The 25708-nt window shown below is 33.6% G+C and carries 20 protein-coding genes and 1 tRNA gene; 15 read left to right on the plus strand and 6 right to left on the minus strand.

Annotation, left to right across the window (positions count from 1 at the left end):
- Positions 1 to 2: 2 nt before the first annotated feature.
- From IPJ23_13290 to IPJ23_13305, 4 genes are all read right to left on the minus strand, one after another.
- Complete coding sequence (locus IPJ23_13290; GenBank protein ID MBK7631651.1) at positions 3 to 1289, minus strand: glutamyl-tRNA reductase; 1287 nt, start codon at positions 1287 to 1289, stop codon at positions 3 to 5.
- Positions 1290 to 1293: 4 nt separating this feature from the next.
- Positions 1294 to 2118 carry a cytochrome c biogenesis protein CcsA gene (gene ccsA, locus IPJ23_13295; protein ID MBK7631652.1) on the minus strand — a complete coding sequence of 275 codons (825 nt, stop codon included), beginning with the start codon at positions 2116 to 2118 and terminating at the stop codon, positions 1294 to 1296.
- A gap of 80 nt (positions 2119 to 2198) precedes the next feature.
- On the minus strand, positions 2199 to 3077 hold the full coding sequence (locus tag IPJ23_13300; GenBank protein MBK7631653.1) for a prohibitin family protein: 879 nt from the start codon (positions 3075 to 3077) through the stop codon (positions 2199 to 2201).
- Between the two features lie 110 nt (positions 3078 to 3187).
- Entirely contained in the window at positions 3188 to 4492 is a 1305-nt protein-coding gene (locus tag IPJ23_13305) for a thymidine phosphorylase (GenBank protein ID MBK7631654.1), read from the minus strand.
- 132 nt (positions 4493 to 4624) lie between these two features.
- On the opposite strand from IPJ23_13305, the gene aspS reads away from it, so the two are divergent.
- From aspS to IPJ23_13365, 12 genes are all read left to right on the plus strand, one after another.
- A complete protein-coding gene (gene aspS / locus IPJ23_13310) occupies positions 4625 to 6391 on the plus strand; it encodes an aspartate--tRNA ligase (protein ID MBK7631655.1) in 1767 nt (588 codons plus the stop codon).
- 382 nt (positions 6392 to 6773) lie between these two features.
- Entirely contained in the window at positions 6774 to 7154 is a 381-nt protein-coding gene (locus IPJ23_13315; GenBank protein ID MBK7631656.1) for a hypothetical protein, read from the plus strand.
- A 56-nt stretch (positions 7155 to 7210) separates the two neighbouring features.
- Positions 7211 to 7606 (plus strand): hypothetical protein, encoded by a 396-nt coding sequence (locus tag IPJ23_13320; protein ID MBK7631657.1) that lies wholly within the window; start codon positions 7211 to 7213, stop codon positions 7604 to 7606.
- A gap of 114 nt (positions 7607 to 7720) precedes the next feature.
- Entirely contained in the window at positions 7721 to 9097 is a 1377-nt protein-coding gene (locus tag IPJ23_13325) for a type II secretion system F family protein (protein MBK7631658.1), read from the plus strand.
- Positions 9094 to 10884 (plus strand): Flp pilus assembly complex ATPase component TadA, encoded by a 1791-nt coding sequence (gene tadA, locus IPJ23_13330; GenBank protein MBK7631659.1) that lies wholly within the window; start codon positions 9094 to 9096, stop codon positions 10882 to 10884. The genes IPJ23_13325 and tadA overlap by 4 nt, the downstream gene beginning before the upstream one ends.
- Positions 10885 to 11029: 145 nt before the next feature.
- The gene (locus IPJ23_13335; GenBank protein ID MBK7631660.1) at positions 11030 to 12256 is read left to right on the plus strand and encodes a PilT/PilU family type 4a pilus ATPase; all 1227 of its coding nucleotides are present in this window, start codon (positions 11030 to 11032) and stop codon (positions 12254 to 12256) included.
- A gap of 3 nt (positions 12257 to 12259) precedes the next feature.
- Positions 12260 to 13807, plus strand: coding sequence for a hypothetical protein (locus tag IPJ23_13340; GenBank protein ID MBK7631661.1), 1548 nt, complete (start codon positions 12260 to 12262; stop codon positions 13805 to 13807).
- Positions 13800 to 14690 (plus strand): hypothetical protein, encoded by an 891-nt coding sequence (locus tag IPJ23_13345; GenBank protein MBK7631662.1) that lies wholly within the window; start codon positions 13800 to 13802, stop codon positions 14688 to 14690. Before IPJ23_13340 ends, IPJ23_13345 begins: the two co-directional genes overlap by 8 nt.
- Before the next feature lie 11 nt (positions 14691 to 14701).
- Positions 14702 to 15931, plus strand: a complete 1230-nt coding sequence (locus IPJ23_13350; GenBank protein ID MBK7631663.1) for a type II and III secretion system protein — start codon at positions 14702 to 14704, stop codon at positions 15929 to 15931.
- A 4-nt stretch (positions 15932 to 15935) separates the two neighbouring features.
- Positions 15936 to 16298, plus strand: a complete 363-nt coding sequence (locus IPJ23_13355; GenBank protein MBK7631664.1) for a response regulator — start codon at positions 15936 to 15938, stop codon at positions 16296 to 16298.
- Between the two features lie 6 nt (positions 16299 to 16304).
- Entirely contained in the window at positions 16305 to 19838 is a 3534-nt protein-coding gene (locus IPJ23_13360) for a response regulator (protein ID MBK7631665.1), read from the plus strand.
- 2 nt (positions 19839 to 19840) lie between these two features.
- Entirely contained in the window at positions 19841 to 20530 is a 690-nt protein-coding gene (locus IPJ23_13365) for a response regulator (protein MBK7631666.1), read from the plus strand.
- On the opposite strand, the gene IPJ23_13370 is transcribed toward IPJ23_13365, so the two are convergent.
- Together IPJ23_13370 and IPJ23_13375 are read right to left on the minus strand one after the other, a co-directional pair.
- The gene (locus IPJ23_13370; GenBank protein ID MBK7631667.1) at positions 20522 to 22504 is read right to left on the minus strand and encodes a response regulator; all 1983 of its coding nucleotides are present in this window, start codon (positions 22502 to 22504) and stop codon (positions 20522 to 20524) included. The genes IPJ23_13365 and IPJ23_13370 overlap by 9 nt on opposite strands.
- Positions 22505 to 22511: 7 nt before the next feature.
- Positions 22512 to 23885: a sigma-54-dependent Fis family transcriptional regulator gene (locus tag IPJ23_13375; GenBank protein ID MBK7631668.1), complete on the minus strand. Its 1374-nt coding sequence runs from the start codon at positions 23883 to 23885 to the stop codon at positions 22512 to 22514.
- 72 nt (positions 23886 to 23957) lie between these two features.
- Here IPJ23_13375 and IPJ23_13380 point away from each other — a divergent pair.
- The 3 genes from IPJ23_13380 (at position 23958) to IPJ23_13390 (ending at position 25615) form a co-directional block, all read left to right on the plus strand.
- Positions 23958 to 24029, plus strand: a tRNA-Lys gene (locus IPJ23_13380).
- A 174-nt stretch (positions 24030 to 24203) separates the two neighbouring features.
- A complete protein-coding gene (locus IPJ23_13385) occupies positions 24204 to 24512 on the plus strand; it encodes a hypothetical protein (GenBank protein MBK7631669.1) in 309 nt (102 codons plus the stop codon).
- Positions 24513 to 24652: 140 nt separating this feature from the next.
- Positions 24653 to 25615 carry a cation transporter gene (locus IPJ23_13390; GenBank protein MBK7631670.1) on the plus strand — a complete coding sequence of 321 codons (963 nt, stop codon included), beginning with the start codon at positions 24653 to 24655 and terminating at the stop codon, positions 25613 to 25615.
- Positions 25616 to 25708: the final 93 nt, after the last annotated feature.

A 25708-nucleotide genomic window follows, 5' to 3' on the forward strand; every position in this document is an offset into this window, starting at 1 on the left:
GTCTATCCTTTGTTCTTTTGGTCTTTATTAGAATTTAATCCAAACAAATCTCTAATTACAGAAATTTTTGCCGCTGTATCTTCAGCGCGTAAATCTGATTCAGATATTTTTCTTAATTCAATTGTAGGGTGATGAAGAATTTTGTTGATAATTCTTTTTGTAATGATTTCCAATTTTTCTTTATCATCTTCAGAAAACTTGTTGATATTTTTTCCAACCTCTTCAGAACGCACTTCTTCAAAATAATCACGTAATGTTTTTATGGTTGGTGCAGCTTCAAGTGAGTTATACCATTCGAAGAAATTATCAAGTTCTTCCAGAATGATTTTTTCAACTTTAGGTATTTCATTTTTTCTTTTACCAAGATTCTGCTCAACTATAATGTTTAAAGAATCAATATCATGATAAAAAACGTAATCTATCTTTTTAGTTTCGGGATCAATGTCACGTGGAATTGCAATATCCATTAACACCATCGAAGCATAGTTACGTTTCTTCATTGCATCTTCAATATCTTTTTTACTAATGATAAGACCTTCGGCGCTTGTGGCACTTACGATAATATCAAACTTGTAAAGATGTTCTTTGAAGTTTGCGAATGGAAACACAGCGGTTTTCAATTCCGCAGCAAGTTTTTCAGCTTTATCAAAAGAACGATTTGTTAATGCAAGTCTTCCTATTCCCCTATCACGTAAATGTTTAGCGGCTATCTCACCGGTTTCGCCCGTTCCAATAATAAGTGCTGATTTTTTTTGAAGATTAGAAAATATTTTTTCTACAAGCTGAACGGCTGCATAGCTAACTGTTACAGCACCTTCACTGATCGTGGTTTCATTAATTGCACGTTTACCAACTCGAGTCGCGGCATCCATAACTCGGCGTATCAAAACTCCAGCAAAACTCATTTCTTCAGAAATTAGAAACGAATCTTTAACTTGTTTAAAAATTTGGTTATCACCAATCAGTAAAGATTCAATTCCACACGTCACTCGGAAAAGATGCTCGATGGATTCACGTGAAATAAAGTGCTGAAAATTTTCATCTTTTACTTCAAAACTTGATTTATAATTTTTTATCAGGTTCTCTAAATCTTTTAAACTGGTTTTGTCACTCTTTGGGATAGCATAGATCTCAGTTCTGTTGCAGGTTGAGATTACAATTCCTTCAGCAAAAGCACTGTCTTTAGTTTGCTGAATGAACGCACGAATTTCATCTTCACTTAAATGAAGTGCCTCTCTAAGTTCTACTGGAGCAGTGCGATGATTTATTGATATTCCAAGAAGATTCATATTCTTAATAGAATGAGTGAAAACTTTTTGCTAAAAAATTTGTAAGCACCGTTGATAAAATTGCGAGTGTAAATCCAAGAATGGAAAGTATAATTAATTTTTTACCGCGCCATTTACCTAGGAATTTGTTGATTAGCCCAATTCCATAAAGCATCCAAACAGCAAAGGTTCCAATAAGTTTTGGATCTGCAAAAGTTATGTTGGGAAAAGCTTTCGGCAGCCAAATTACACCGATTATTATTGTAATTGTTAGAAATACAAAACCAATTATTGCTGCGATAAAACTTAATCTTTCCAAAATCTCTAAACTTGGCAAACGATTAAAAATTAATCCAAACTTATTAAGCTTTATTTCGTTGTAAAGAATCAGATATAAAATTCCGTAAACTGCAGAAATTGTAATTCCTGCGTAACCAATCAGTGCGCTTATAACATGAATACCGAGTAAGTTACTTCTTAAAACTTCTCTAACCTCTGCTAAATCTTCAATAAATAAAGAAGATATGATCTGAAAGACAATTGATATTATAATTATAAAAGGTCCAGTTCCACGGATATCAGTAACTAATTCTAAAATGAAATAAGAAAAACTAATTGCAAATGCCAGTACGGTAAAGATTTCAAAAACATTTGTAATTGGCGGATGATTAAATTCTATTGTTCGTAGAAGCAGATAAAAGAAATGCAGAATCAGTGTTAAGAAAAGAAAAACGCGTTTAGAGTTTTCAAATTTCTTTCCGCCTTGCTGAAAATCATAAAAGTAAATCGCAAACGTTGAGATATAAAAAAATGGCAATAATAAATTAATTGTATGTATTGATGGAAGCATATTTATTTGCTTTATTAAATTATTTGACTGATGAGTTCAAAAATACAAAAGTTAATAGATGAAACAAATGACTTGTTGGTCTATTTGTCATTTCCTAGAATTATCGGAAGCCCGTCTTTACCGGAACCTATTACAATAATCTTTGAATTTTGCGATTTTGCTAGGTTTTCGGTTGCTTCAATACCTTTCCACTTTAGCAATTGTTCGCTAATTCCTTTGGAAACTATCTCCTGGAAATCTGCAATCCCTTTTGCTTCAATCCGTTTTCTCTCTGCCTCCTGTTTTTCTCTGGTTAAGATAAACTCCATTCTTTGGCTTTCCTGTTCAGCTTTAAGCTTTTCTTCGATTGAAGCTGTGAGACCGCGAGGTAAATTTATCTGTCGCAGTGGAGTAGAAAGAACAGTTATTTCAGAAATTTCACGAACGGAGGCAAGTTTATCTCTCATTTCATTTTCTAACTTATCACGTTCCGCTGTGTACAACGCCTTTGCCTCATATTTTGTTGTAACACCACGCACTACAGATCTAAAATTTGGTGTTACTAGTTTTTGTAGATATTCTTCATAATTTCCAGCTGTTTTATATATAATATTTACCTTATCAACCTTTAGCTGAAATATCATACTAATTTCTAATTCAACGCTCATTCCTTCTTTTGATGGAACGTTCATTGTTTCTTTTATCTCCTGCTTGCGGGTATCAAATTTTACAACATTTGCCAATGGGTTTACAAAATTAACTCCTGGTCCTAAAGTTTTATCACTTACAGAACCAAAAAAATCAATAACCCCTGAATGACCGGCAGGTATAATTGTAAACATTTGTGAAACAGCAACGGCTAGGGCAACGAAAATTCCGAGTAATGAAAAAGTAATTTCGGGTTTATTAAATCTTTTCTTTGCATTTTGGTATACAAAAAAAGCAACTACCGCTGCTAGAATGGCTATGATAAAAAGCATAATGGTTTCTCCTAAAGATTAGATATTATAATAATAAAATATACCAATCAGTCATAAGAATTGAAAGCAATTGTAGGTTATACCTTAATAATGGTTTTAATATATAAAGACTAATTAATAATAGTTTTAATTAACTTGAGTTCTTGAGGTTTAGATTTGGAAATTTTAATCGCGTTTGTAATTCTTTTCTTTGCATTATCCAGTCCGGATTTGGAATCTGAATACAATTCAGCAAGGACAACACCTTTATTAATAGTATCGCCAATTTTGTAATTGAAAATTATTCCAGCTTTAGGATCTATTTTATCATCCTTTGTTTTTCTTCCTGCACCAAGATCTATTGCAGCCATTCCAATTTCGTAAGTATTTACTTCTGATAAATACCCGACTGAGTTAGCTTTTATCACTTCTTTAAATTTTGATTTAGGATATTTTTCAGGATGAAAAATTAAATCCGTTTTACCATTTTGTGCTTTAACTATTTTAACAAATTTTTCAAATGCTTTTCCTGATTTTAAGATTCTAATTGCTTCTTCTATTCCCTCATCAAGCGATTTTGATTTTTTACCCAGAAAAATCATGGCTCCTGCAAGAATTAATGATAATTCCGTTAAATCGTTTTTCTTTCCATCACGCAAAACTTGAATTGATTCATAAACTTCTAACCAGTTGCCTATATAATTTCCAAGAGGTTGATTCATATCCGTTACAAAACCAATAACATTTTTATTAAATGCTTTTGCTGTTTGGATAAGTGAATCGGCTAGTTCAATTGCATCTTGTGTTTTTTGCATAAATGCACCGTTACCGGTTTTAATATCAAGCACAAGCCCATCAATTCCTTCGGCAAGTTTTTTACTCATTATACTTCCGGTAATAAGTGGAATCGATTCAACAGTTGCAGTTACATCACGCAAGGCATAAATAAGTTTATCGGCAGGAGCAATTTCTTTTGTTTGCCCAATTAATACAGCGCCAACTTTTTTAAGCACTTTTTTATATTCCGATAAAGAAAGATTTGTATTAAATCCTGGAATTGCTTCTAACTTGTCAAGCGTTCCCCCAGAGTGTCCTAATCCCCTTCCCGAAATCATTGGAACTTTTATTCCCGCCACAGCAACAATTGGTGCAAGAATTAAAGATGTTTTGTCGCCAACTCCACCGGTTGAGTGTTTATCTATTTTAGATCCTGGAATTGAATTAAGATGTAAAACTTTTCCACTGTAGAGCATGGCTTCCGTTAATGCAAACGTTTCATCTTTACTCATTCCATTAAAATATACAGCCATTAAAAATGCAGAAAATTGGTAATCTGGTATTTTATTTTTTGTGTAATTATTAATAAAAAATAAAATTTCTTCTTTGGTAAGATTTTCATTGTTTCTTTTTTTACGGATAAGTTCTGTTGTATTCATATATTTATGGTGAAATAATATTATTAAAAGGATAATCAAAACTAATACAATATAAATCAAACCGCATTTGATTGCCCTCAATCATTTATTTATTTTTAGCCCTCAAATTCAATTAGGAGTTATTTAGACTTTATGCAATTTAATAGAAGAACACATACTTGTGGCGAACTGCGCGAAAAAAACATTAATGAAAAAGTAGTGCTTAACGGCTGGGTTGATAGAAGACGTGATTTAGGAGGAGTAATATTTATTGAAATCCGTGATAGACATGGAATCACTCAAGTTGTTTTTGAACCAACGTTTAATGAGCAAGCACATCATGCAGCAAAGGATTTAAGAAGCGAATTTGTTATCTCAATTGAGGGAGTTGTTAGAAAACGTCCTGCAGATACAGATAATCCAGAACTTCCAACCGGACATATTGATGTAATGGTAAATAAATTGATTGTTTTAAACGAAGCAGAAACGCCGCCATTTGCAATTAAAGATGATATTGAAACTCACGAAGATCTAAGATTAAAATATAGATATCTTGATTTGCGAAGGCCAAAGTTACAGAAAAGCCTTATTTTAAGGCATAAAATGGCTCAAATAACTCGCAAGTATTTTGATGAAAATGGTTTTGTTGAAGTTGAAACTCCTGTGTTAATGAAAAGCACCCCTGAAGGTGCAAGAGATTTTCTTGTTCCAAGCAGAATGCACAAAGGGAAGTTTTATGCACTCCCACAATCACCGCAAACTTACAAGCAATTGCTTATGGTATCGGGAATGGATAGATATTTTCAGATTGTAAAGTGTTTTAGAGATGAAGATTTGCGTGCCGATAGACAACTTGAATTTACTCAGATAGATGTTGAAATGTCTTTTATAGATCAGGAAGATATTTTTACGATTGTTGAAGGATTGATGAAACAATTCTTTAAAGAAGTTTGGGATCGTGAATTACATACGCCCCTACCCAGGTTTTCTTTTGATGAAGCGATGGAAAAATATGGCAGTGATAAGCCCGATGTTCGATTTCCACTTGAAATGAAAACGCTAAATAATATCTTTACTAACACGGAATTTAAAGTATTTAAAGATGCAATTGATAACAAAGGGATTGTAACCGGTTTGTTAGCACCAGGCTGTGGAGATTATACCCGGAATCAGCTTGATGTACTTACAGATTTTGTAAAAGGACACGGGGCAAAAGGACTGATTTGGATTCGAGTAAAAGAGGATGAACTAGAATCTCCGACAATGAAATTTTTTACCGATGAAGAGAAGAAAAATCTTACAGAATCTTTAAATGCAAAAGCAGGAGATTTGATTTTTATTTTATCCGGATCAAAACTGAAAACGCTTAACACTATGGGCACACTTAGATTAGAAATGGCGAAGCGTTTAGACCTTATAAAAGAAGATTCAGAGCCAAAATTAATATGGGTTACTGACTTCCCTTTATTTGAGTGGGATGAAGAAACCGGTAGATTTTACGCAATGCATCACCCTTTTACTTCTCCAAAAGTAGAAGATATACCATTAATGTCATCAGATCCAGGTAAGGTTAAAGCTCGTGCATACGATTTAGTTCTAAACGGAAACGAAATCGCTGGTGGAAGTATTAGAATTCATAATTCAGAATTACAGGCAAAAATGTTCAAATCACTTGGTATTTCTGATGAAGAAGCACAGTACAAATTTGGATTTTTGATGAATGCATTCAAATTTGGCGCTCCTCCGCACGGAGGGATTGCCTTTGGATTCGATCGAATGGCAATGATATTCGCAGGGGAACATTCAATTCGTGATGTTATTGCCTTCCCCAAAACAGCAAGTGCCGTGTCTCTAATGGATGATTCGCCATCGTTAGTTGATGAGAGTCAGTTGAAAGAGTTACATATTAAGGTTAGATAGCCTACTATTTATAAGGGCTGAACTTCAAATCAGCCCATTCCAAAATTTTGCATATCAAAATATCGTAATATTTACCGATACAATTTACAGTGTGGTAATAATTACCCGTCAAGTTTGGACCTATTTTTTGCACCCTGTAAAATCAACATTTGTTTGGCATAGTATTTTATGCATATAAGAGCGCAAGCACTATAAAATATGTTCTTTTGATATTTTGGCAAGCATATTTGGATTCGTAAGGAAATATTACAGATATAGCAAAAGTTACGTGTATTTTTTACCTATTATAATATTTTGCTATAAGTAATTAAGATAACTCGTTAGAATAAAGATATTTAAGTGCGGCATAAAAAATGATTTTAAATAATTTTAAGGATTTACAATGGGTCAACAACAACTACTTTTAATAGTATTGGGCGTTATCATTGTCGGTATTGCTGTTTTGGTTGGTATTCTACTCTTTCAACATAATGCAGTTGAAGAAAAGAGAGATTTAGTCATTAATGAAAGCCTACATATTGCACAATTAGCTCAGCAATATTATTTAAAGCCTTCCTCACTTGCAGGAGGTAATAACACTTTTACCGGGTGGGATATTCCTATACAATTTACCACCGGAGCAAATGGAAGTTATACCGCTTCTGTTACTCCAACATTGGTTGAAATTACTGGCACGGGAAATGAGATTGTTTCAGGAAGTGACTTAATACAGGTAAAAACATTTGTTACCAGAGATTCAATTAACACTGTTATTATTCATTGATTTAGTAGTGACTAAACTTAATTAACTTATACTCATTAAATTAAAGGAGATCCACAATGGGTCAACAACAACTTCTCTTAATCGTTCTTGGCGTTATCATAGTAGGTATCGCTGTAGTAGTTGGTATTAACTTATTCAACGCAAATGCTGAGGAATCAGCAAAAGATACAATTGTGTCTGAAGGTACAAACCTTGGTGCACTTGCTCAACAATTCTTTAAAAAACCAATAGCTTTAGGTGGTGGTGGAAATACTTTTACATCAGGCGGTCCTAGTGGCAATGGTTTTGAAATTCCTGCAACATTAGTAACTACTCCTACCGCTGGATGGGTAGCGTCACTTACTGACACAACTTGTACATTAACCGGAACCCCGTTGGCAAATATGGGATATACCTGGCATGTTGAGACAGAAGCTACACCAACACAGATTTCTTCTACAGTGGTTCCATAGTATAAAAATTGTGTTGATAAAATAGTCTAAAAGACAATTAGGGCTGAGATTTTATAATCCCAGCCCTTTTCATATATTTAAAAGTACACTAAAAATTAAATTTGTGGTTTAAATATGGTAGAGTATAAATTCACAGCTCAGAAACTTAATGGTCAAGCCATTTCTGGAACTTTAACTGCAGAGACTACTTCGGATGGTAAGAAAAAAATTCAACGTCTTGCAGAAAAAAATCAATTGAAATTAATAACAGTTGAAAAAAAATCCACCTTTCTATATAAAGCCCAAAAAGGTACTGACAAACCTATACGTGGTGAACAAAAAGCTTTTAATAAAAAAGAAGTTGAAGATGCTTTAGCCAGACTTGGATATAAAGTTGTATCTCTAAATAAAAAATTATTAGACTTCCAGGCAAAGCCCCCCGTCGGAGAAATAGTTACATTTGTTAAAATCAGTTCTGAATTACTCGATCAAAAATTAGCTTACGGTGAAATTCTTACTCTCTTAATAAATGACACAGAAAATCTTACTCTAAAAAATACCCTTAAAGAAATTAACAACGAGTTAAAAAAGGGAGCAGATAGTCAGGCAACTTTTTTAAAGTATCAGGATATTTTTGGAAAGTTTACTGCTTATATGCTTGGTCTAGCATCCAAAAGCGGTAATATGGCTGAGATATATAGAGCAACAGCAAAGTTTTTAGAGAGAAATCAAGAATTTAAAAAAAATATGCGTAGTGCTCTTATCACCCCAATGGTAACAGTGTTTGTTCTTTTTCTTGCCGTTCTATTTTATGTCGGATATATTTTTCCCGAAACGGCAAAATTATTTGTCCGCTTTGGGGTGGAACTACCTCCAATGACAGCATTTACTTTAAAAGTAAGTGACTTTTTAATGGAGAACCCATACCTGGTTGCTGCGTTTTGTATTATTCCTCCTTTAGCTCTTTGGCAGTATTCAAGAACCACTAAAGGCAAGTATGTTATAGACCAGTATATATTGAAGATGCCGGTAATTGGTTCACTGATTCACAAAACCTTGATAGAAGTTTTCTGTCGAGTGTTTTACACTCTATACAGTGGTTCGGCTGAAAGTATCGAACCTATTAGAATCGCAGCAGAAGCGGCTGGAAATACTTACTTTGAAGACAAAGTTAAAAATGTTGCAATACCATTGATGGTAAAAAAGGGTGTTGGTGTTACAGATGCTTTTGAAGCTTGTGGAGTTTTTACTGAAACAGCTCTTTCCAGATTCCATTCTGGCGAGGAAACTGGAACAATTAAAAATACAGCTTTACAATTAGCTAATTATTATGAAACTGAAACTGTTTACAAATTAAAAAACCTTATTGAGCTTATACAAGTTGCCATTGCAATGTTTATTATGGTTGTAATGATTTTATTAACTTTGGTATCAGCAGAAACAGCTACTGTGCGTCCCAAGACTCCTGGTACAGCAGTAATAACAAAAACTATTGATGGAAATATTTCATGATCGATACTAATCTCGAGATGACAGATAAAATTGGTTATCTTCTTTTTAAAAAGGGAATAATTGATGGACAGATGCTCGAGAAAGCACTTGCTGCAAAAACAAATGATAAAAGTAAAATCAAAAGAAATCTTGCACAAATTTTAGTACAGGATTTTAAGTTTGATCATGATGTGATTTTCCGTGAAGTAGCTATACTTTATGCTTTTCGAGAATTAGAAACCCGCCCTGAAGAAGTACCTGAAAGCAGACTTGAATCGATAAAAGGTATGATTACCGGCAATGGGGAGGCTATTAAACAACAAATTCTTGAACATAAAATTATCCCTTTTATGTTTGATGAGCGTAATAAAGACAAACTAATTATCGCTGCCATCGATCCCACTGACAGAAACATCCCTAAAATTGCTTTCGGTTTAAATGCAAAAAAATATGAAGTCATCTTCATAAAAAAACAAGACTACGAAAAACTCATTAACATTATTCTTCCGCCTGAAAATGAATTTCTTAAAGCGATGGAAGAAAATATTCAGATGGATACCGATGAGCGAGAAGATTCTTCACTTGATGAACAGGAACTTGATGCAGAGATTAATAAAAGTGCATTAATAAATCTTGTTGAGGGGGCTTTAGTTGAGGGTGTAAGAAAAGGTGCAAGTGATATACACTTTATCCCCCGTTCAGGAAATAAAACACATGTAATGTTCCGTATCGATGGAAACTTACAAACATGGTATATTCAGGAGGGCACACTTCCGGAAGCAGTAGTTGCAGTTGTTAAAGATCGTGCAAGGGGAATGGATAGATTTGAAAGGGAAATGGCGCAGGATGGTTTTATCCAAAGAGAAATTGATAATATAGTTATTAGATTTAGAGTTTCAATTCTACCAATGGTAGGCACAGAACTTAAAAATAAATTTGAAACTGTTGTAATCAGAATTCTGGATGATAGAAAAGTTGTCAGGGATCTTGATAAGCTTGGACTCGCAGGCACTGCGAGGAAGTCTTTTGAGAAAGCTATTAACCAGCCGCAGGGAATGGTTATCTTAACAGGGCCGACGGGTAGTGGAAAAAGCACAACACTTGTAGCCGCACTTTACCAGGTAATATCACCTGAGGTAAATGTACTAACTGTTGAAGATCCTGTTGAGTATGTTATTGAAGGTGCAAGGCAGCTAAAGATTGGTTATAAAATGAATTTTGAACAGGCTATTCGATCAATACTAAGGCATGATCCGGATATTGTTCTTGTAGGTGAGATGAGAGATAAAGAGACAGCCGAGATTGCAATAAAACTTGCTAACACCGGTCACTTAACATTTTCTACTCTTCACACCAACGATGCACCAAGTGCTGTTTCAAGATTGTTTAAGATGGGAATCGAACCATTTCTTATTGCTTATGCTATTAATCTTATCGTGGCTCAGAGGTTGGTTAGAAGACTGTGCCCCAAGTGTAAAAAGAAAGTGATAAATTTTGATGAGGGGTTGATGGCTGCAGCAGAATTAAACATTGCAGAATGGCGAAATTACACGATCTATGAGACTGTGGGATGTGACGAATGCAACGGAACTGGATATAAAGGAAGACTTGCAATTCATGAAGCACTTTATTTTACAAAGGAAATTAGACAGCTTATTGTAAAAGCCGGTGAAGATGTTGATGAAGAGAGTTTAAGATTACAAGCACGTAAAGATGGATCATTAACACTGAGGGAAGCTGGATTGGAAAAAGTGAAGATGGGTCTTACTTCTATTGAAGAAGTACTTGCAAGCACCAGCGAAGCGTAAAATTTTTTACTAAAACGTAAATTTTACTTAACATTTATATCAAAATGGTATAAATCTTACTGTTTTAACTAAAAAACTATTTCTATCAGCTTGGTATAGTTTTATCTAACATATCGCGGCACATAATAAATTTAAAAGGTTTAAATTGAACATTGCAGAAGAGAAAAAAATATTAGAGGGTTTTTGCAAAACAATTCCAGCTTCAATCTTTGGCCCTGATAGAGTACATTATATTCTTGAAAATATTGACAAGCTAAAAGAAAACGAAAGGCTTTTACTAAGAAAGTTTTACAACAAGCTGCTTACTAATATGATTGAGAAAGAAGCTTCTGATATTGAAATTGGTGGTCATGGTAACGTTGGTTATATTTGGATGAGAATTTATGGAAACAAAGAGCGAGTAAAAGAAATTGCACAATTTACTAGCGATGAATCTGCAGCAATTATTGTAAATCTTCTTAACGTAAGTCAAAGAGAGCAGCTTGCAAAGAAAAGAAACCTCGATTTTAGTTATACGTTCTTTTATGAACGAAGAAATACAAATGTCAGATTCCGATCGGACACGTACTTTGATCTTGATACTCTCTCAATGAATATGAGATCGATAAACCAAACAATTAGGCCATTATCTTCTCTTGATTTTCATCCTAATATAGTTAGAGCCTTGAGTCATGGTTACATTAAGTTTGGATTATCACTTATTACAGGAATTACAGGTTCTGGTAAATCTACTACACTAGATTCAATTATAGATCATCATAATAAAATTGATCCTTGTCATGTTATTATTATAGCGGCTCCGATTGAGTATGTTCATACTTCAAATATCTCATTAGTAAAACATCGCGAAGTAGGACGAGATGTTCTTTCTTTTAAAGAAGGAATTGTTCAATCATTGCGTCAGGATCCTGATATTATTGTTGTGGGTGAAATGAGAGATCCAGATACGATTATGGCAGCATTAGAGGTCACAGATACAGGGCATAAAGTTTTTTCAACTCTTCACACATCATCAGCAGTAGAATCTATAGATAGAATAATAGCTGAGTGCGATCCTGCGGAACAGGAAAGAGTTAGAAACAGACTTGCAGATGTTTTAATTTCTATAGTATCACAAAAACTTGTTCCAAGTCTTGATGGAAAACGTGTTCTTGCTAAAGAGGTTTTACTTGTGACGCCAAGTGTAAAGGCTGCAATTAAAAACAACAATACCAGCGAGATTTACATGATGATAAATCAAGGCGGCGCACAAGGGATGTTAACTATGGAGCAAGACCTAAAACGTTTGTATCTTGCAAAGAAAATTTCACTAGAAACGGCAATTACTTATGCCAACAATAAAACAAGAATTCAGCAAATACTGGCGGCCTAAATTATGAAAACAATAGCCTGCATATATTGCGAAGGCAACGATACCAAACTAGCTGTCGTTAGCCAAGAAAAAAATGGCAACAGATTAAAAGTGATTAGTACTGCATCCGTGGATGTGGTTTCATCAAAATCTAATTTGCAGCCAACAGCAGGGTTCAATCTGGAAGGCGAGGGACTTCAGTTAGATGGGATTGAAGCCAAAGAGAACTCACTAACCGAAAATATTGATGCACCTAGCATCACCTCAATTGGTGCGGCATTAAAAGGAGTAAATCTTAACAAACTTGAGTTTATTCCTGCCCTAACCGAACCCGCAATTTATTATCACTCTTATGATGGAAAGAAAGACTTAAAGAGCGGTAAACTGCTCGATGAAATTCTTTCTGACATCCGGCAGTCGAAGGGTGTTAATGTAGAAAAAGAAAGCATGGATTTTATAGAGCTTTCTGATGGCTCTTTACTGTCTGCATTTATTGATGGACCCGTTGCCTGTGTTAATCTTACAGATAACTTGGCGGGACATTTTGGAAAGAAATTCTTTAAGGTCCCAACCATTAAAAGTGCTGATATCGCATTAGCATATTATGTTGCAAAACGAAAGAAGTTCTTCCCAGATGACCAAAGTTTAATAGTTTACATCGGTAAGGAATATAGTAAACTTATATTCTTGCAAGGTAGAAAACTAAAACATATCGGAACTACACTTGATATTGGAACAACTAACCTTCACACATACGATGTATATTTTTCCAAGATCTTACTCGAGATGGAAAACGGAGGAGTAACTTCTTTAGATAATATAATTGTCTGTGGTGAAGATGATTCTGAAAATTTAATTCTCTCTTTCTATGGAACATTTCCAGAAGCAAATGTAAGTAGATTAGAATTTGATGATGTTGATATTTCAGAAATAGATGATGAAACAAAAGCAAAGTTTTCATCATACAGCGTTCCGCTTGCAGTTGCAACAGAATACTTTGATGAGATTGCAAAAGAACACAAAGGTATCAATTTATTACCTAAGTATATTTCTGAAGAGCAAAAATTCTTCCAGTTCTCCTGGCATAGTTTTGCAGTTCTTCCTTTCTTGGCTATTGCAGCGTTCTTATTTACTCTTAAAATTATGCAAAACAATAAAGAGTTGTCCAGACTTGATCAAGAAATCTTACAAAAGAATCAAATTATCAGAGAGAATCAAGAAACCTTAAGTAAAATTGCAGAAATAGAAGGCAAGATTAGCAGTTTCGGTCAAACACAAGCAATATTAGATTCTGCTGCTGCTGGTACAGGTGTTTGGAAAGCCGTACTTAAAGATGTTTCTGCCTTTTGTGGAAGTAAACAGAATATTTGGATATCTAGCATAGTTAGGGATAATAGCAACACAATAAAAATTGAGGGATATTCTCTCTCAAAATATTCCCCAACAGATATGGCTTTTAGTTTACAAAATGCCACGCTTAAAAGCATGATGAATGAAGCACTTAGAGAAAAGAACGCCTATAAATATAATTTAACATTTGATATTACATCATATCAGAAAAAAAATGAATAAAAAATTACGTAGTACTTTAGTTCTGCTGGCTTTTCTGTTTATAATCCTTATAGCAGGAGGATCTTATCTATACTTTGTTCAAAGTAAAGATTTGACTGAAAAAAGAGATAAGTTAACTGAACTTCAGGCAAAAGCATTAGACCCGCAAGAGCTACTGGCACAGTATCAAGGTCTTTTGGTTGAATCCAATCGGCTTGATTCAATTCTTGCTAATCGGGAATTTAATATACCACAGAATTTATCATCCATTAAGTTTTACAATTTTGTAAATAATATTACCAATGGATTTTCTGATAAAGCTCAGGTTAATATTGAATTCCTTGAACAAAAACAGGAAAAAGAATTTTTCTATCACGAGTATAAACTTACAGGGTTCGGTTATTTTAATGAAGTTTATAATCTAATATACGCGATAGAACACAGTAAAGAGCTGAAGAAAGTTACCAATGTTAGCTTAGGAAATTTGGTAAAAACAGAAACAGATGAAGTTCCCGTATATCTTGTTAGCTATACTTTGAACGCAAAAGCATACTTTTCGTCTGACAATAGATTTGCACCCGCAACGTTTGTAGAAAACAATCTTGGCGCACCAACCCTGTACGATGCTTTTTATCCTCTAATCAGAAATGAAATTCCGCCGAACATTGATGAACTTCTTGATGTACAGGGGGCTACTTTACTCGCTCTAATTCCTGAAGGTGCTTTTATTGCTGATAGCAAAGGAAACACTTATCTAATTTGGGAAGGTGAGCAGGTTTATTTAGGATATCTTACAAAGATAGATTATCAAAACAGCAGAGTTAGCTTTATTCTTAATAAGGGCGGAATAATTGAAAAAATGGATCTTGAGTTAGATCGATCAGAATTACAAAAGAAAAAATAATGAGAAATAATATGAAAACATCTATATACTCACTGCTTTTAATCTTTATGTTTATCGGAAGCATTTTTCCACAAAAATATTGGGAAAGAAGACTTAAAGATTATAACAATCCCGATGAGCTGGTAACCCTTTCGCAAACGCTTCCGTTTAATGAAGCAATAGCCTTGTTAAGCAAGGTAAGCGAAAGCACAACTGGTAAAAGAATTGTATCTACAGTGGTTTCTGAAAATCCAATTGGTATTGAAATCGAAAGCATGCCTTACGATAAAGCTTTGTTTATGATAGTTCAATATTCAGGTCTTATCATGGAAGAAAAAGAAGATGTTATTGTTATAAAACGGCTGCAGGGTGAAGAAGTAAAACCAGAAGATATTTATGCCGCTGTTGATTCACGAGAAGTAAAAATATCGGCTGTTTTTTTTGAAGTAGATGTTGCTAAAACAAAGGATGTTGGAATTGATTGGAAATTTTTACTTTCTCAAAACGGTTTGGATCTTGGTACTGAGCTTCTTACACAAACAACCAGCACAACCGAACTAAGAGCAGATCCATCACAATTTAATCTTAGTGGCGCGGGTGATTTTCAAGCCGGGGATTTTTATGGTCAAGCAACAGCAATGTTCAGATTTTTTGAGAGTAATAATTTAGGTGAAATTATTGCTTCCCCTAATATTGTTGTTAGAGATAAAAAGATGGGAAGAATACAAGTCGGATCAGATTTTTCTGTAAGAACTAGAGACTTTGCTGGAAACACCGTTGAAAAGTTCTTTCCTACAGGAACTATTATTGAGGTTACACCACATGTTTATAAAGAAAACGGTATTGATTATGTTCTTTTAAATATTCTAGTTGAAAGGAGTTCCTTCCTTTTAAGTGAACTTACAACAGAAATCAAAAAAACTAATGCATCAACTCAAGTATTAGTCCTAAATGGTGAAGAAACTATTTTAGGCGGTCTTTTTGTCACCGAACAAACTATTGTAAGAAATGGAATTCCTTTTCTTAAAGATCTTCCCTGGTGGGTCTTTGGAATTAGATATTTAACCGGATCTGATCAGACAGTTGACAAAAAGAAAGAGCTGGTTATACTTCTTAAGACAGAATTGTTGCCAACGCTTCAGGAACGTTTAGCAAATCCTATAAAGAACCCTTTAAATACAGAGATATCTAAACAGAATGAGCGAATTAAATATTATCAATTAGAATCAAAAAGCTCAGACTTTAATCAAAAAGAAAACTAGATAAATGCAATCAATTCTAATTGTTGATGATGATTTAAATCTTTGTACTGTTCTTAAAGAAGAGCTTGAAGAGGTTGGATATAATTCCAACTTTGTGAATAGCGGTTTTGAAGCAATGGATTTTTTAAAGAACAATCCTGTTGATCTGATTTTGCTCGATTTAAAAATGCCTGCAATGGATGGCTTTGATGTTCTAAAAGCAATCGAGCAAAATCAAATTAAAGCTAAAGTTATTGTATTAACTGCTTATGCAGATGTAAAAAGTGCGATTGATTCAGCAAAAATGGGTGCAACCGATTTTATAAGTAAACCGTATGACTTTGATGAGCTTCTGATAACCATTACGAAAGTTCTGCAAAGAGAATGATGATTAATGAAGATAAACCACCGAATAATTCTTGTTAACTTGCTCATAGTAGCAATTGTGCTTGGCAGCTCTGCAATTGCTTTCTACACTATAATGTACAACACTTTGACTGCTCAACAATCCAAAATAATAATAAACTCTTCTAGAAATTTTATCTTTAACTATCGTTCTTTTATTGATGATATGGATGAAGAATTTTGGACAATAAATAATGATAATCCTGAACTCTTGTTCGAAAAACCACTTGCTCTGGGTAACATTAATGATTTTTTTCTAGAAGCAAGTTTATCAGATTCTTCTAGAATACTTCGACATAATTCCAAAAATTTTATACTATTACCAAAACAGATATTTACAATCGAAGAGTTTATTCAACTAAATCCGTATGCAATAATAAATATTAAAAAAATTTCCCCTGATCGCATCTGTTATTCAGGAAAGGTTATTAACAATGATGTTCTTGATGACTTTTCTCAAAAAATTGGATCTGATGTAGCTTTAGTCTGGGACAATTTTACAGCTGAAGTATCAAATTCTAATTTAAATAGTCAACATACTTTTCTTTTAAGCAAAGCCTACAATTATCTTAATCAAAGAAATGATTTGGAAGTATTTGTTGGTAGCAGTGAAACTTCTGATATAATTGCTACTTCCTATAGGATTGAAAAATTATCAAAATACGGTAATGATTTAGCCTTTATATTTTTTAAATCCCATAGCGAAGCAACTGATTTAAGAGAAACTCTAAGAAATATTTTAATATTGATTGGTGTAGTGGGAATTATACTTGCTCTAATTCTAAGTTATGTTTTAACCCATAAATTAAGAGTAAGAATTTCAGATTTAAATTACGCAACAGCACAAACCAGCGCTGGTAATTTTGATACACGCATAGAAATTAAGAGTAACGATGAGATTGGTAAACTTGGCAAGGCGTTTAATATTATGCTTGATGAACTTAAAAAAAACCAACAGGCAAAAAACGACTATTCTGAATTTATAACTCTCATAAATAAAAACGCATCGCTTGCTGAAATATCTAATGCTGCGTTAAATAAAATAATTGATACTTGCGGTTTTTTAGTAGGTGCACTCTACTCTATCGATGAAGACGAAGTTAGTCTTATTTGTTCCTATGGATTAGCTTCCGCCAATCCACAACGCGAAAGAAATGAATTTTATAAAAAAATTATAAAAACAAAAGAATCCATAGAAATATCTTCTAACACTGCTTTACCTTCCATTCAAACGGGAACATTTGATTTAAAAATAAGTTACCTTTTATTATTGCCTGTAATTTATAATAATAAAGTTATTGCAATACTTGAGTTAGCTTCTATAGATAAACCAACTTTAGATGCTAAGGATTATCTTGAAAAGATCAAGGAACAATTAGCAATCGGTTTAACAAATGCAAAAGCAGTTGTTCAGTTAGAAAATTTTGTTAATGAATTAAAGTTGTTGAATGAAGAATATCAAAAACAAAATATTCAAATTAAAAAACAACACAATGCTCTTTTAGAAATGAGTAATCAGCTTAAAAACAAAGCTGAAGAGTTAGCCATCCAAAAAGAAAAGGCCGAAGATTCTACAAAATTAAAATCGCAGTTTCTTGCAAGCATGTCACACGAACTTCGCACTCCGATGAATTCTATTTTGGGTCTAACAGAATTAATTCTTGATAAAGCACAGCTTAGTCAAAAAAACAAAGAACGATTAGAAGTTGTCCTTAAAAGCGGTAAACGTTTAATGAGTTTGATTAACGATATACTTGATCTGTCTAAAATTGAAGCGGGCAAAATGGAGATTCGTGAAGAAGACATTTTACTTGAAGAAATTATTGAAGACGTTTTCAACACAGCCTCTCCCCTTGCTTTAGAAAAGGGATTAGAATTCAATATAAAAAGAAATTGTAATACACGATTTATAATTAATACCGATCGCGTTAGAGTTACACAAGTATTAATTAACCTTATTGGAAACGCAATAAAATTTACCCAGCAGGGAAAGGTTGAGTTATCCATCACTTTAAATCAAGAAAGAATGCTTTTATTTTCTGTCAGCGATACAGGAATTGGGATATCTGAAGAAAATAGAAAGATAATATTTGAAGAGTTTAGACAAATTGATGCAACTACAACAAGAAAATATAGCGGAACTGGTTTAGGATTGGCAATTTCTAAAAAGATTTTAGATTTAATCGGCGGTAAGATTTGGGTGGCAAGTATCGAAGGCGAGGGCTCTGTTTTTTCATTTATAATCCCTCTTAAGTATGAACAGGAAAAAAGAACTGTATCTATTTCACCTGTTAACGTAGATGTATTGAGAAGAAATGTCAAGAACCCTGTTCTTGTTATCGATGATGATCCTGAGGTTAGATATACAATTGGTCAATATCTTATTTCTAAAGGCTATGAAGTGCTATTTGCGGAAAATGGAGAAGCTGGGGTAAAACTTGCAATTGAAAGACAGCCATTTGCTATTACTTTAGATTTACTATTACCAAACAAAGATGGCTGGAGTATTTTAAAAGAATTAAAGGAAGATCCAATCACAAAAGATATTCCCGTAATATTAGTTTCGATTATTGGTGATAAAAATGTTGGATACGGATTGGGTGCCTTTGAGTATTTTGTAAAACCAATTTCAGCTGATAAGCTATTATCTGCTTTTACAAAACTTGAATCCCTTGCCAAGAAACGTATTCAAAAAATCGTAATCGTGGATGATGATGAATTAGAATTTGAGAAATTTAAAAATGAGTTTAAGGGTGAGAACATCACCATTGAATATATTCAGGATAGTGAATTTGCATTTAATAAGATTGCAGAAGTTCAGCCCGATCTAATTATCCTTGACTTAATGATGCCTAAAATTGATGGTATTACCCTATCGCATAAACTTAAATCAAGTAGTAAAACAAAACAAATTCCGATTATTATCAGCACAGCAAAAGATCTTTCTAATGAGGAACATATTTCTTTAAAAGAAATCGTTGAAGATATTACGATAAAATCTAAAGGTAATCCGCTTGATGTTCTTAAAACTGTTAGAGACAGGATAAAACTTCAAGAGGATGATGACACAGTATTATCGGATTGTGAAAATGAAGTTGAAAATAATTCAACAACTTATTCAGAAGAAGAACCCATTGGTGATATTTATGGTGAGGTATTAATTGTGGATGATGACGCTGATACTTTGTTCACATTAAATGAAATGGTTCAATCAACCGGATGCAAAACACATTTAGCAAAAAGTGGTAAGGAATGTTTAAAAATACTTGAGAGTGTAAAACCAGATTTAATTATGCTGGATATCATGATGCCCGAGATGGACGGTTTTCAAACATTAAAAAATATTCGCGGCAATAGTGATTTAAGATCGGTACCAATTTATGCAGTTACAGCTAAAGCTATGGTGGGGGACAAAGAAATAATTTTAAAACATGGTTTTAATGATTATATACCAAAGCCTGTTAACTCAACAATTATTTCAAGTAAAATAGCTCAATTATTTTCTAAGATTAAATCCCGTTGATTATGAAAAAAATATTAGTAATAGATGATTTACCAGAAAACGTTTTTATGCTTCAGGACAGACTTGAACATGAGGGCTTTGAAGTTCTTACCGCATATGACGGTTACACCGGTGTGGATAAAGCAAAGAATGAGTTACCGGATTTGATTTTATTAGATGTAATGATGCCAGATATTACCGGCCTGGAAGTTTGTAAAATCCTAGTTAATGAACCAACGACTAAAGATATTCCAATAATACTTGTTACCGCAAAATCCGGAGCTGAAGATACAAAAGAAGGGTTAGAAGCGGGCGCTTTCGATTATATAAAAAAGCCCTTTAATAGAATTGAATTACTTGCTAGAGTTAAATCAGCACTAAAGCTTTCTGAAGCGCATAAGCTTTTGCTCTCTGCGGAAAAAAGGGATACTTACATCGCTACGGTTGTAACTGCAAATCATAAAATAAAACAGCCGCTTACATTACTTAGTCTATCTTCGGCTGCAATCAAAAGAGAACTTAGTAAGGAAGAGATTTCTAAAGATGGGATCTTAAAGCGAGTAAAATATATTGATATAGCTGTAAAAGAAATTACTGATGTACTCAATCAACTAAATGCAATAAAAGATCCAGTATTATCGGAATACACAGCAAATATAAAAATGATAAAAGTGGAAGACGAACCTAGAGAGGAAAATAAAAAATCAGATTAGCTGTTTTATTGTATCTAGCATTGTATCAAACTCATAGGGCTTCATAATTTTACTGCTAACTTTGTAACGCTTCAAATCTTCGTCTTCAAATCTCATACTTCCAGAAGATAAAATAACAGGTAAATTAAAATTTAGACTTCTGATTTTAGAAACGCATTCCAATCCATTCATAATAGGCATATTATAATCAATAATTAACAAATCAACTTTTAATTCTTCAGTTAAAACTGTTATAACTTCTTCGCCAGATTTAACTTTAATCACATAATAACCGGTAGATTCAAGCATCTCTGCAAGTAGTTCACTTAGCATTTCTTCATCATCAGCTAACATAATTATCTTATCAGTTTCTTTGGGCTTCGTATCTTTTTGCGGCTCAAATACCGGAAGATAAACATCAAAAGCGGTTCCCATTCCTTTGCCGCTAGTAACATCTATATGGCCTTTGTGAGCTTTTATGATTCCGTAAGTAACATATAAACCCAAGCCTGAGCCTGTATCTTTTTGTTTTGTAGAGAAATAAGGATCAAATATTTTAGATATATTTTCTTCATTGATGCCGGTGCCAGTATCACTAACAGAAAACTTAACATACTTGCCTCTATCCAAGAGAGGATAACTAATAATGTTAGAGTCATCCACCAAAAGATTTGAGGCGCTGAGAACTATTTTACCTTTACCTTCAATTGATTCCTTAGCATTAACACATAGGTTTAATAGTATTTGATATATTTCAGTACTGTTGCCTATGATATTATGAAGTCCGGTATCTATTTTTTCTTCAAGAGTTATGTTAGATGGAAATGTTTGTGTTACAACTTTACCTATTTCACTTAAAAGGAAATTCGGCATAACAATTTCTTTGCGCTTAGCCGTTGGTTTTCCAAATGAAAGAAGTCCTTTTGTAAGATCTCTCGCCCTTACAGAACAATTCTCAATATTGTCTATAAGTCTAATAACATTTTCGGAATCTGGAACTCTATTACGCAATAAATGTAAGCTGCCAAAAATACTCGAGAGTAAATTATTAAAATCGTGAGCCATCCCACTGCTTAATTTACCAATGGTTTCTAACTTTTGTGATTGAAGTAATCTGGATTCAAGTGCAGCGTTTAGTTCGCGCGTCTCTATGTTGCTGATTGCAAATGAGAGCAGAATCGAGAACTGTTCTATGTCGCTAATATCTAAAGATGAAAAAGTGCCTGATTTTTTTCCGACAAGAATTTTTGCGTGTAAAATATTATCAAAATAACATGGGGAGATACAAAGCGATTCACAACTTAGTACCTGAGTTAACCCAAAGCCAATGTTATTATGATGATTAAGTGCTAGAAGTGGTCGTTTATTAAGCTCTAACCACTTGTTGATAAACGAAGAATTAAATTTTATACTTTTCTCAACTTCGTTTCTTTCAGAAATTAAGTTAGAATTATCAGAATAAATAAAATCCTTAACTTCTTCTCCCTGGTGAAAAACGATAACTCCAAAATCGCTGCTAGTGATATCAATACATCTTATAAGAATTTCTTCAGCAATATTTTCAACAGATTTTTCTTTAACTAATAAAACCAATATGCTTTGAAGTTCATTCTGAAAAACTAAATTTCTTCTCACCTTTTCTTTCTCAGCGCTTTGCTTAAAATCAGAGTCTACAAGCGGTAACATTTCTATAAAATATGCGTCAATTTCTTTTTTTGATTTTGCAAAGAGTGGTGTGATAATTATATTTTTGTTTTTATCTGCAAGAGGAACTACAAAAGATTTTGCGGATTTGGATAACACTTTTTCATCGGGGGTGTTTATATTAAAAAGGGATTTTAACGAAACCCCTTTGATTTTTCCAACCCCGATATCTTTTTTAAAACTTTTATTAAACCAAAATATTTTAAATGATTTATCCGCAAGAGCAACAGATGCTGTCTGTAATTCAAGAAGTTCTTTTGATTTATATTTTCTGATTAATTCATCAGACATTCAATATCTAATCTTGTTTTAATTCGTACTTCTTGATTTTGGTATAGAGTGTTTTGGGGCTTATACCTAGCTGATTAGCAGTAACTGTTCTATCCCATCGATTCGCATCAAGTACTTTTGCTATGTGCCATTTTTCAAGATCTTCCATACTCAATATTTCTGATGGAATATCTATAATACCCCTGCCCGCAATACTTTTATAAACTGCTGCATTAGGCAGATTTAAATCTTCAGGAGTAATATAATCACCTTCTGCAAAAATAATTGCTCGCTCAATAATATGTTCAAGCTCTCTTACGTTACCAGTAAAATCATATTCTTCTAATAACTGTGCCGCTTCAATAGAAAGTTTTTTGGGAGATCTAACAGGAGATTTTGACCCAAGGAAAAAGTTTGCCAATACAATTATATCTTCCCTTCGATCTCTTAACGGAGGAATAGTTAATGTGATAACATTTAATCTAAAAAGTAAATCTTTACGAAAATTCTTAGCCTCGGCTTCTTCTAATAAGTTTCTATTAGTTGCCCCAATTACTCTTACATTAGAATTTAGATTTGTAACCCCACCAATTCTTCTATACTCACCGTTCTCCAAAAACCTTAATAACTTTGGTTGAAGTGTTAAGCTTAACTCCCCAATTTCATCTAAGAAAAGTGTGCCACCGTGGGCTATTTCAACCAACCCTTGTTTTGTAGATTTGGCATCCGTAAACGCACCTTTTTCATGGCCAAAGAGTTCGCTCTCAATTAACTGATCCGGAAGTGAGGCACAATTTATTACTACAAATGGCTTATCTTTTCTTGCTGATTGTTTATGAATATACTCGGCAAATAATTCTTTGCCTGTTCCGGTTTCACCTTCTACTAACACGTTAGAATCGGATTGGGCGGCTTTGTTAGCAAGATTTAAAACCCGAGTTAGCGATTTACTATCACCTATGATTTTCTCTGAATGTTTCTTGCTGATTTCTTTGGAAAGTAATACTGTGGTTACTAGTAAATTTCTGTGCTCAATCGCTCTGTTAACTGTTAGTACAAGCTCTTCAAACTCATAAGGTTTATTTATGTAATCATAGGCACCGTTCTTAATACACTGAATAGCTTTTTTCATATCAGACTGAGCAGACAGAATTATAACCTGAATGTTATAGCCTGAATCATTTATAAATTTGAGTACTTCCTCTCCCTGTACTTCTCTCATATTTAAGTCAAGAAGGAGAATATCATAATTTTTAGCCTTTATGGCTTCGATCGCATACTTGCCGTCATAAACAGCGTCAACTATAAAACCTTCTTCTAATAGTTGCTCTTTAAGCAAATAACAAAGGGTTTCATCGTCATCGCAAACAAGAATTTTGGAGTTTTTTGAACTTTCTATCATTTCCTACCGGTAAAAAAATCTGTTAGTTTGGATTAAAAATGCACATTAATTATATTTGTTGTTCAAGTTTTCGGGCGCGTAGCTCAGGGGTAGAGCATCTGCCTTTTAAGCAGAGGGTCGGTGGTTCGAGCCCACCCGCGCTCACGATAGATAAAGCCACACTAGTGGCTTTGTTTATTTTAAACAATTTTTAAGAACTAATGGTTAATAATAACACATATTACCAAAAACAGCAAGTTTATGTGGTTTTAAGTATGTTTATACATCAGTAATTCATTGTTAAATTCTTTCTAATTAAGAAAATAATAAGGATATAGTTTGGGCGAGATTGTTTACAAAACTTTAGTTCGGTTTGCAATTGTTCTTATGGCACTTTGGTTTGGTAAAGATTTGTTTGGAGAAAAGTTTTTCTGGATGGTAAGTATTCTTGCAATATATTTATTTGTTTTTCATCCAACATACTTGGCGTACAAAAAATTTGTTGATGAAAATAAAAATGTAATTACAAATAGTTTATGCTCCTCTTGTAAACACTTTAATGAATCTGCCGTTTTGTGTACCAAATATGACAAACATCCAACTGATAATTTTATTCCCTGTGAAGGTACAGATTGGGAGCCAAAATAGCAGTCCTTTTCCATATAAAATAAAGCAATCTTTTTAAGTTTTTATAATGGATTTTGGTGTTTCTGTTTGATGATCCTTTTATTTTGTCATAGAAAAAGGATTAATAATTTATGGTTGGCCTATAATATTAAATTTTTCTATTGAATAAGACAGATAAAAATAAAGTTGTTTCCGATCTTGCAGAACAGGGGATCAAAACAACAATAATAGGAATATTTGCAAGCATTGTGCTTGCAGCAATTAAGGGTATTGCCGGCGTAATGGGTAACTCATACGCCTTAATTGCAGATGCAATCGAATCCTCATCTGATGTATTTACTTCGATTATAGTTTTAACGGGATTAAAAATCGCAAGAAAGCCAGCTGACGAAACACACCCATACGGACACGGAAAAGCAGAGCCATTTGCTGGAATTGTTGTCGCTGCAGCTTTATTAATAGCTGCCATTATTATTATAATTCAAAGCCTTCACGAAATAATTACTCCTCATCACGCACCTAAACCTTTTACATTAATTGTTTTGGTAGTAGTTGTCATTACCAAAGAATTTCTTTTTAGATTTATAATCAAGGTTGGAAATTCCGTTGACAGCGTTGCAGTTAAAAACGATGCTTGGCACCATAGAAGTGATGCTATTACATCCGCAGCCGCATTTGTTGGTATCGCAATTGCACTTATTGGCGGCAAAGGGTATGAGCAGGCTGATGATTATGCTGCATTGTGTGCTTCCATTATAATAATTTATAATGCTTATAGACTATTTAAACCCGCTTTATTTGAAATTATGGATGCTGCTCCTTCACCAGAAGTAATAAAAAAAGCTATTGAGACTTCTCTTAAAGTTGATGGCGTTGTTGCGATTGATAAGTGCTTTGCTAGAAAAATGGGATTTGAATACTATATTGATATGCATGTTATTGTCGATGGGAATATTACCGTTCATAAAGGACATGAGATTTCTCACAAGGTTAAAGATAAACTGAAGGAAGAATATCCCAAAATATCTAATGTGCTTGTTCATATAGAACCTGCAACAGAGGAAAGATTAAGGCGGGAACATATTATTAATCAAACCAAAGGGAAAAAGGACACTATTCACTAGAGAATTATCCATAGGATCAATTAATTTTTGTTTTTTTGGATCCAAACTACTATTAATTGCATCTTATACGTTATCATTACTAAAGAATAATTA

Source organism: Ignavibacteriales bacterium, assembly GCA_016709765.1.
Lineage (GTDB): Bacteria > Bacteroidota > Ignavibacteria > Ignavibacteriales > Ignavibacteriaceae > IGN3.

Coding starts and splice junctions, on each gene's coding strand:
- ccsA (MBK7631652.1), bottom strand. CDS start 2,118: ATGCTTCCATCAATACATACAATTAATTTATTATTGCCATTTTTTTAT.
- aspS (MBK7631655.1), top strand. CDS start 4,625: ATGCAATTTAATAGAAGAACACATACTTGTGGCGAACTGCGCGAAAAA.
- IPJ23_13305 (MBK7631654.1), bottom strand. CDS start 4,492: ATGAATACAACAGAACTTATCCGTAAAAAAAGAAACAATGAAAATCTT.
- IPJ23_13355 (MBK7631664.1), top strand. CDS start 15,936: ATGCAATCAATTCTAATTGTTGATGATGATTTAAATCTTTGTACTGTT.
- tadA (MBK7631659.1), top strand. CDS start 9,094: ATGATCGATACTAATCTCGAGATGACAGATAAAATTGGTTATCTTCTT.
- IPJ23_13300 (MBK7631653.1), bottom strand. CDS start 3,077: ATGCTTTTTATCATAGCCATTCTAGCAGCGGTAGTTGCTTTTTTTGTA.
- IPJ23_13350 (MBK7631663.1), top strand. CDS start 14,702: ATGAAAACATCTATATACTCACTGCTTTTAATCTTTATGTTTATCGGA.
- IPJ23_13365 (MBK7631666.1), top strand. CDS start 19,841: ATGAAAAAAATATTAGTAATAGATGATTTACCAGAAAACGTTTTTATG.
- IPJ23_13320 (MBK7631657.1), top strand. CDS start 7,211: ATGGGTCAACAACAACTTCTCTTAATCGTTCTTGGCGTTATCATAGTA.
- IPJ23_13370 (MBK7631667.1), bottom strand. CDS start 22,504: ATGTCTGATGAATTAATCAGAAAATATAAATCAAAAGAACTTCTTGAA.
- IPJ23_13345 (MBK7631662.1), top strand. CDS start 13,800: ATGAATAAAAAATTACGTAGTACTTTAGTTCTGCTGGCTTTTCTGTTT.
- IPJ23_13290 (MBK7631651.1), bottom strand. CDS start 1,289: ATGAATCTTCTTGGAATATCAATAAATCATCGCACTGCTCCAGTAGAA.
- IPJ23_13325 (MBK7631658.1), top strand. CDS start 7,721: ATGGTAGAGTATAAATTCACAGCTCAGAAACTTAATGGTCAAGCCATT.
- IPJ23_13315 (MBK7631656.1), top strand. CDS start 6,774: ATGGGTCAACAACAACTACTTTTAATAGTATTGGGCGTTATCATTGTC.
- IPJ23_13360 (MBK7631665.1), top strand. CDS start 16,305: ATGAAGATAAACCACCGAATAATTCTTGTTAACTTGCTCATAGTAGCA.
- IPJ23_13340 (MBK7631661.1), top strand. CDS start 12,260: ATGAAAACAATAGCCTGCATATATTGCGAAGGCAACGATACCAAACTA.
- IPJ23_13375 (MBK7631668.1), bottom strand. CDS start 23,885: ATGATAGAAAGTTCAAAAAACTCCAAAATTCTTGTTTGCGATGACGAT.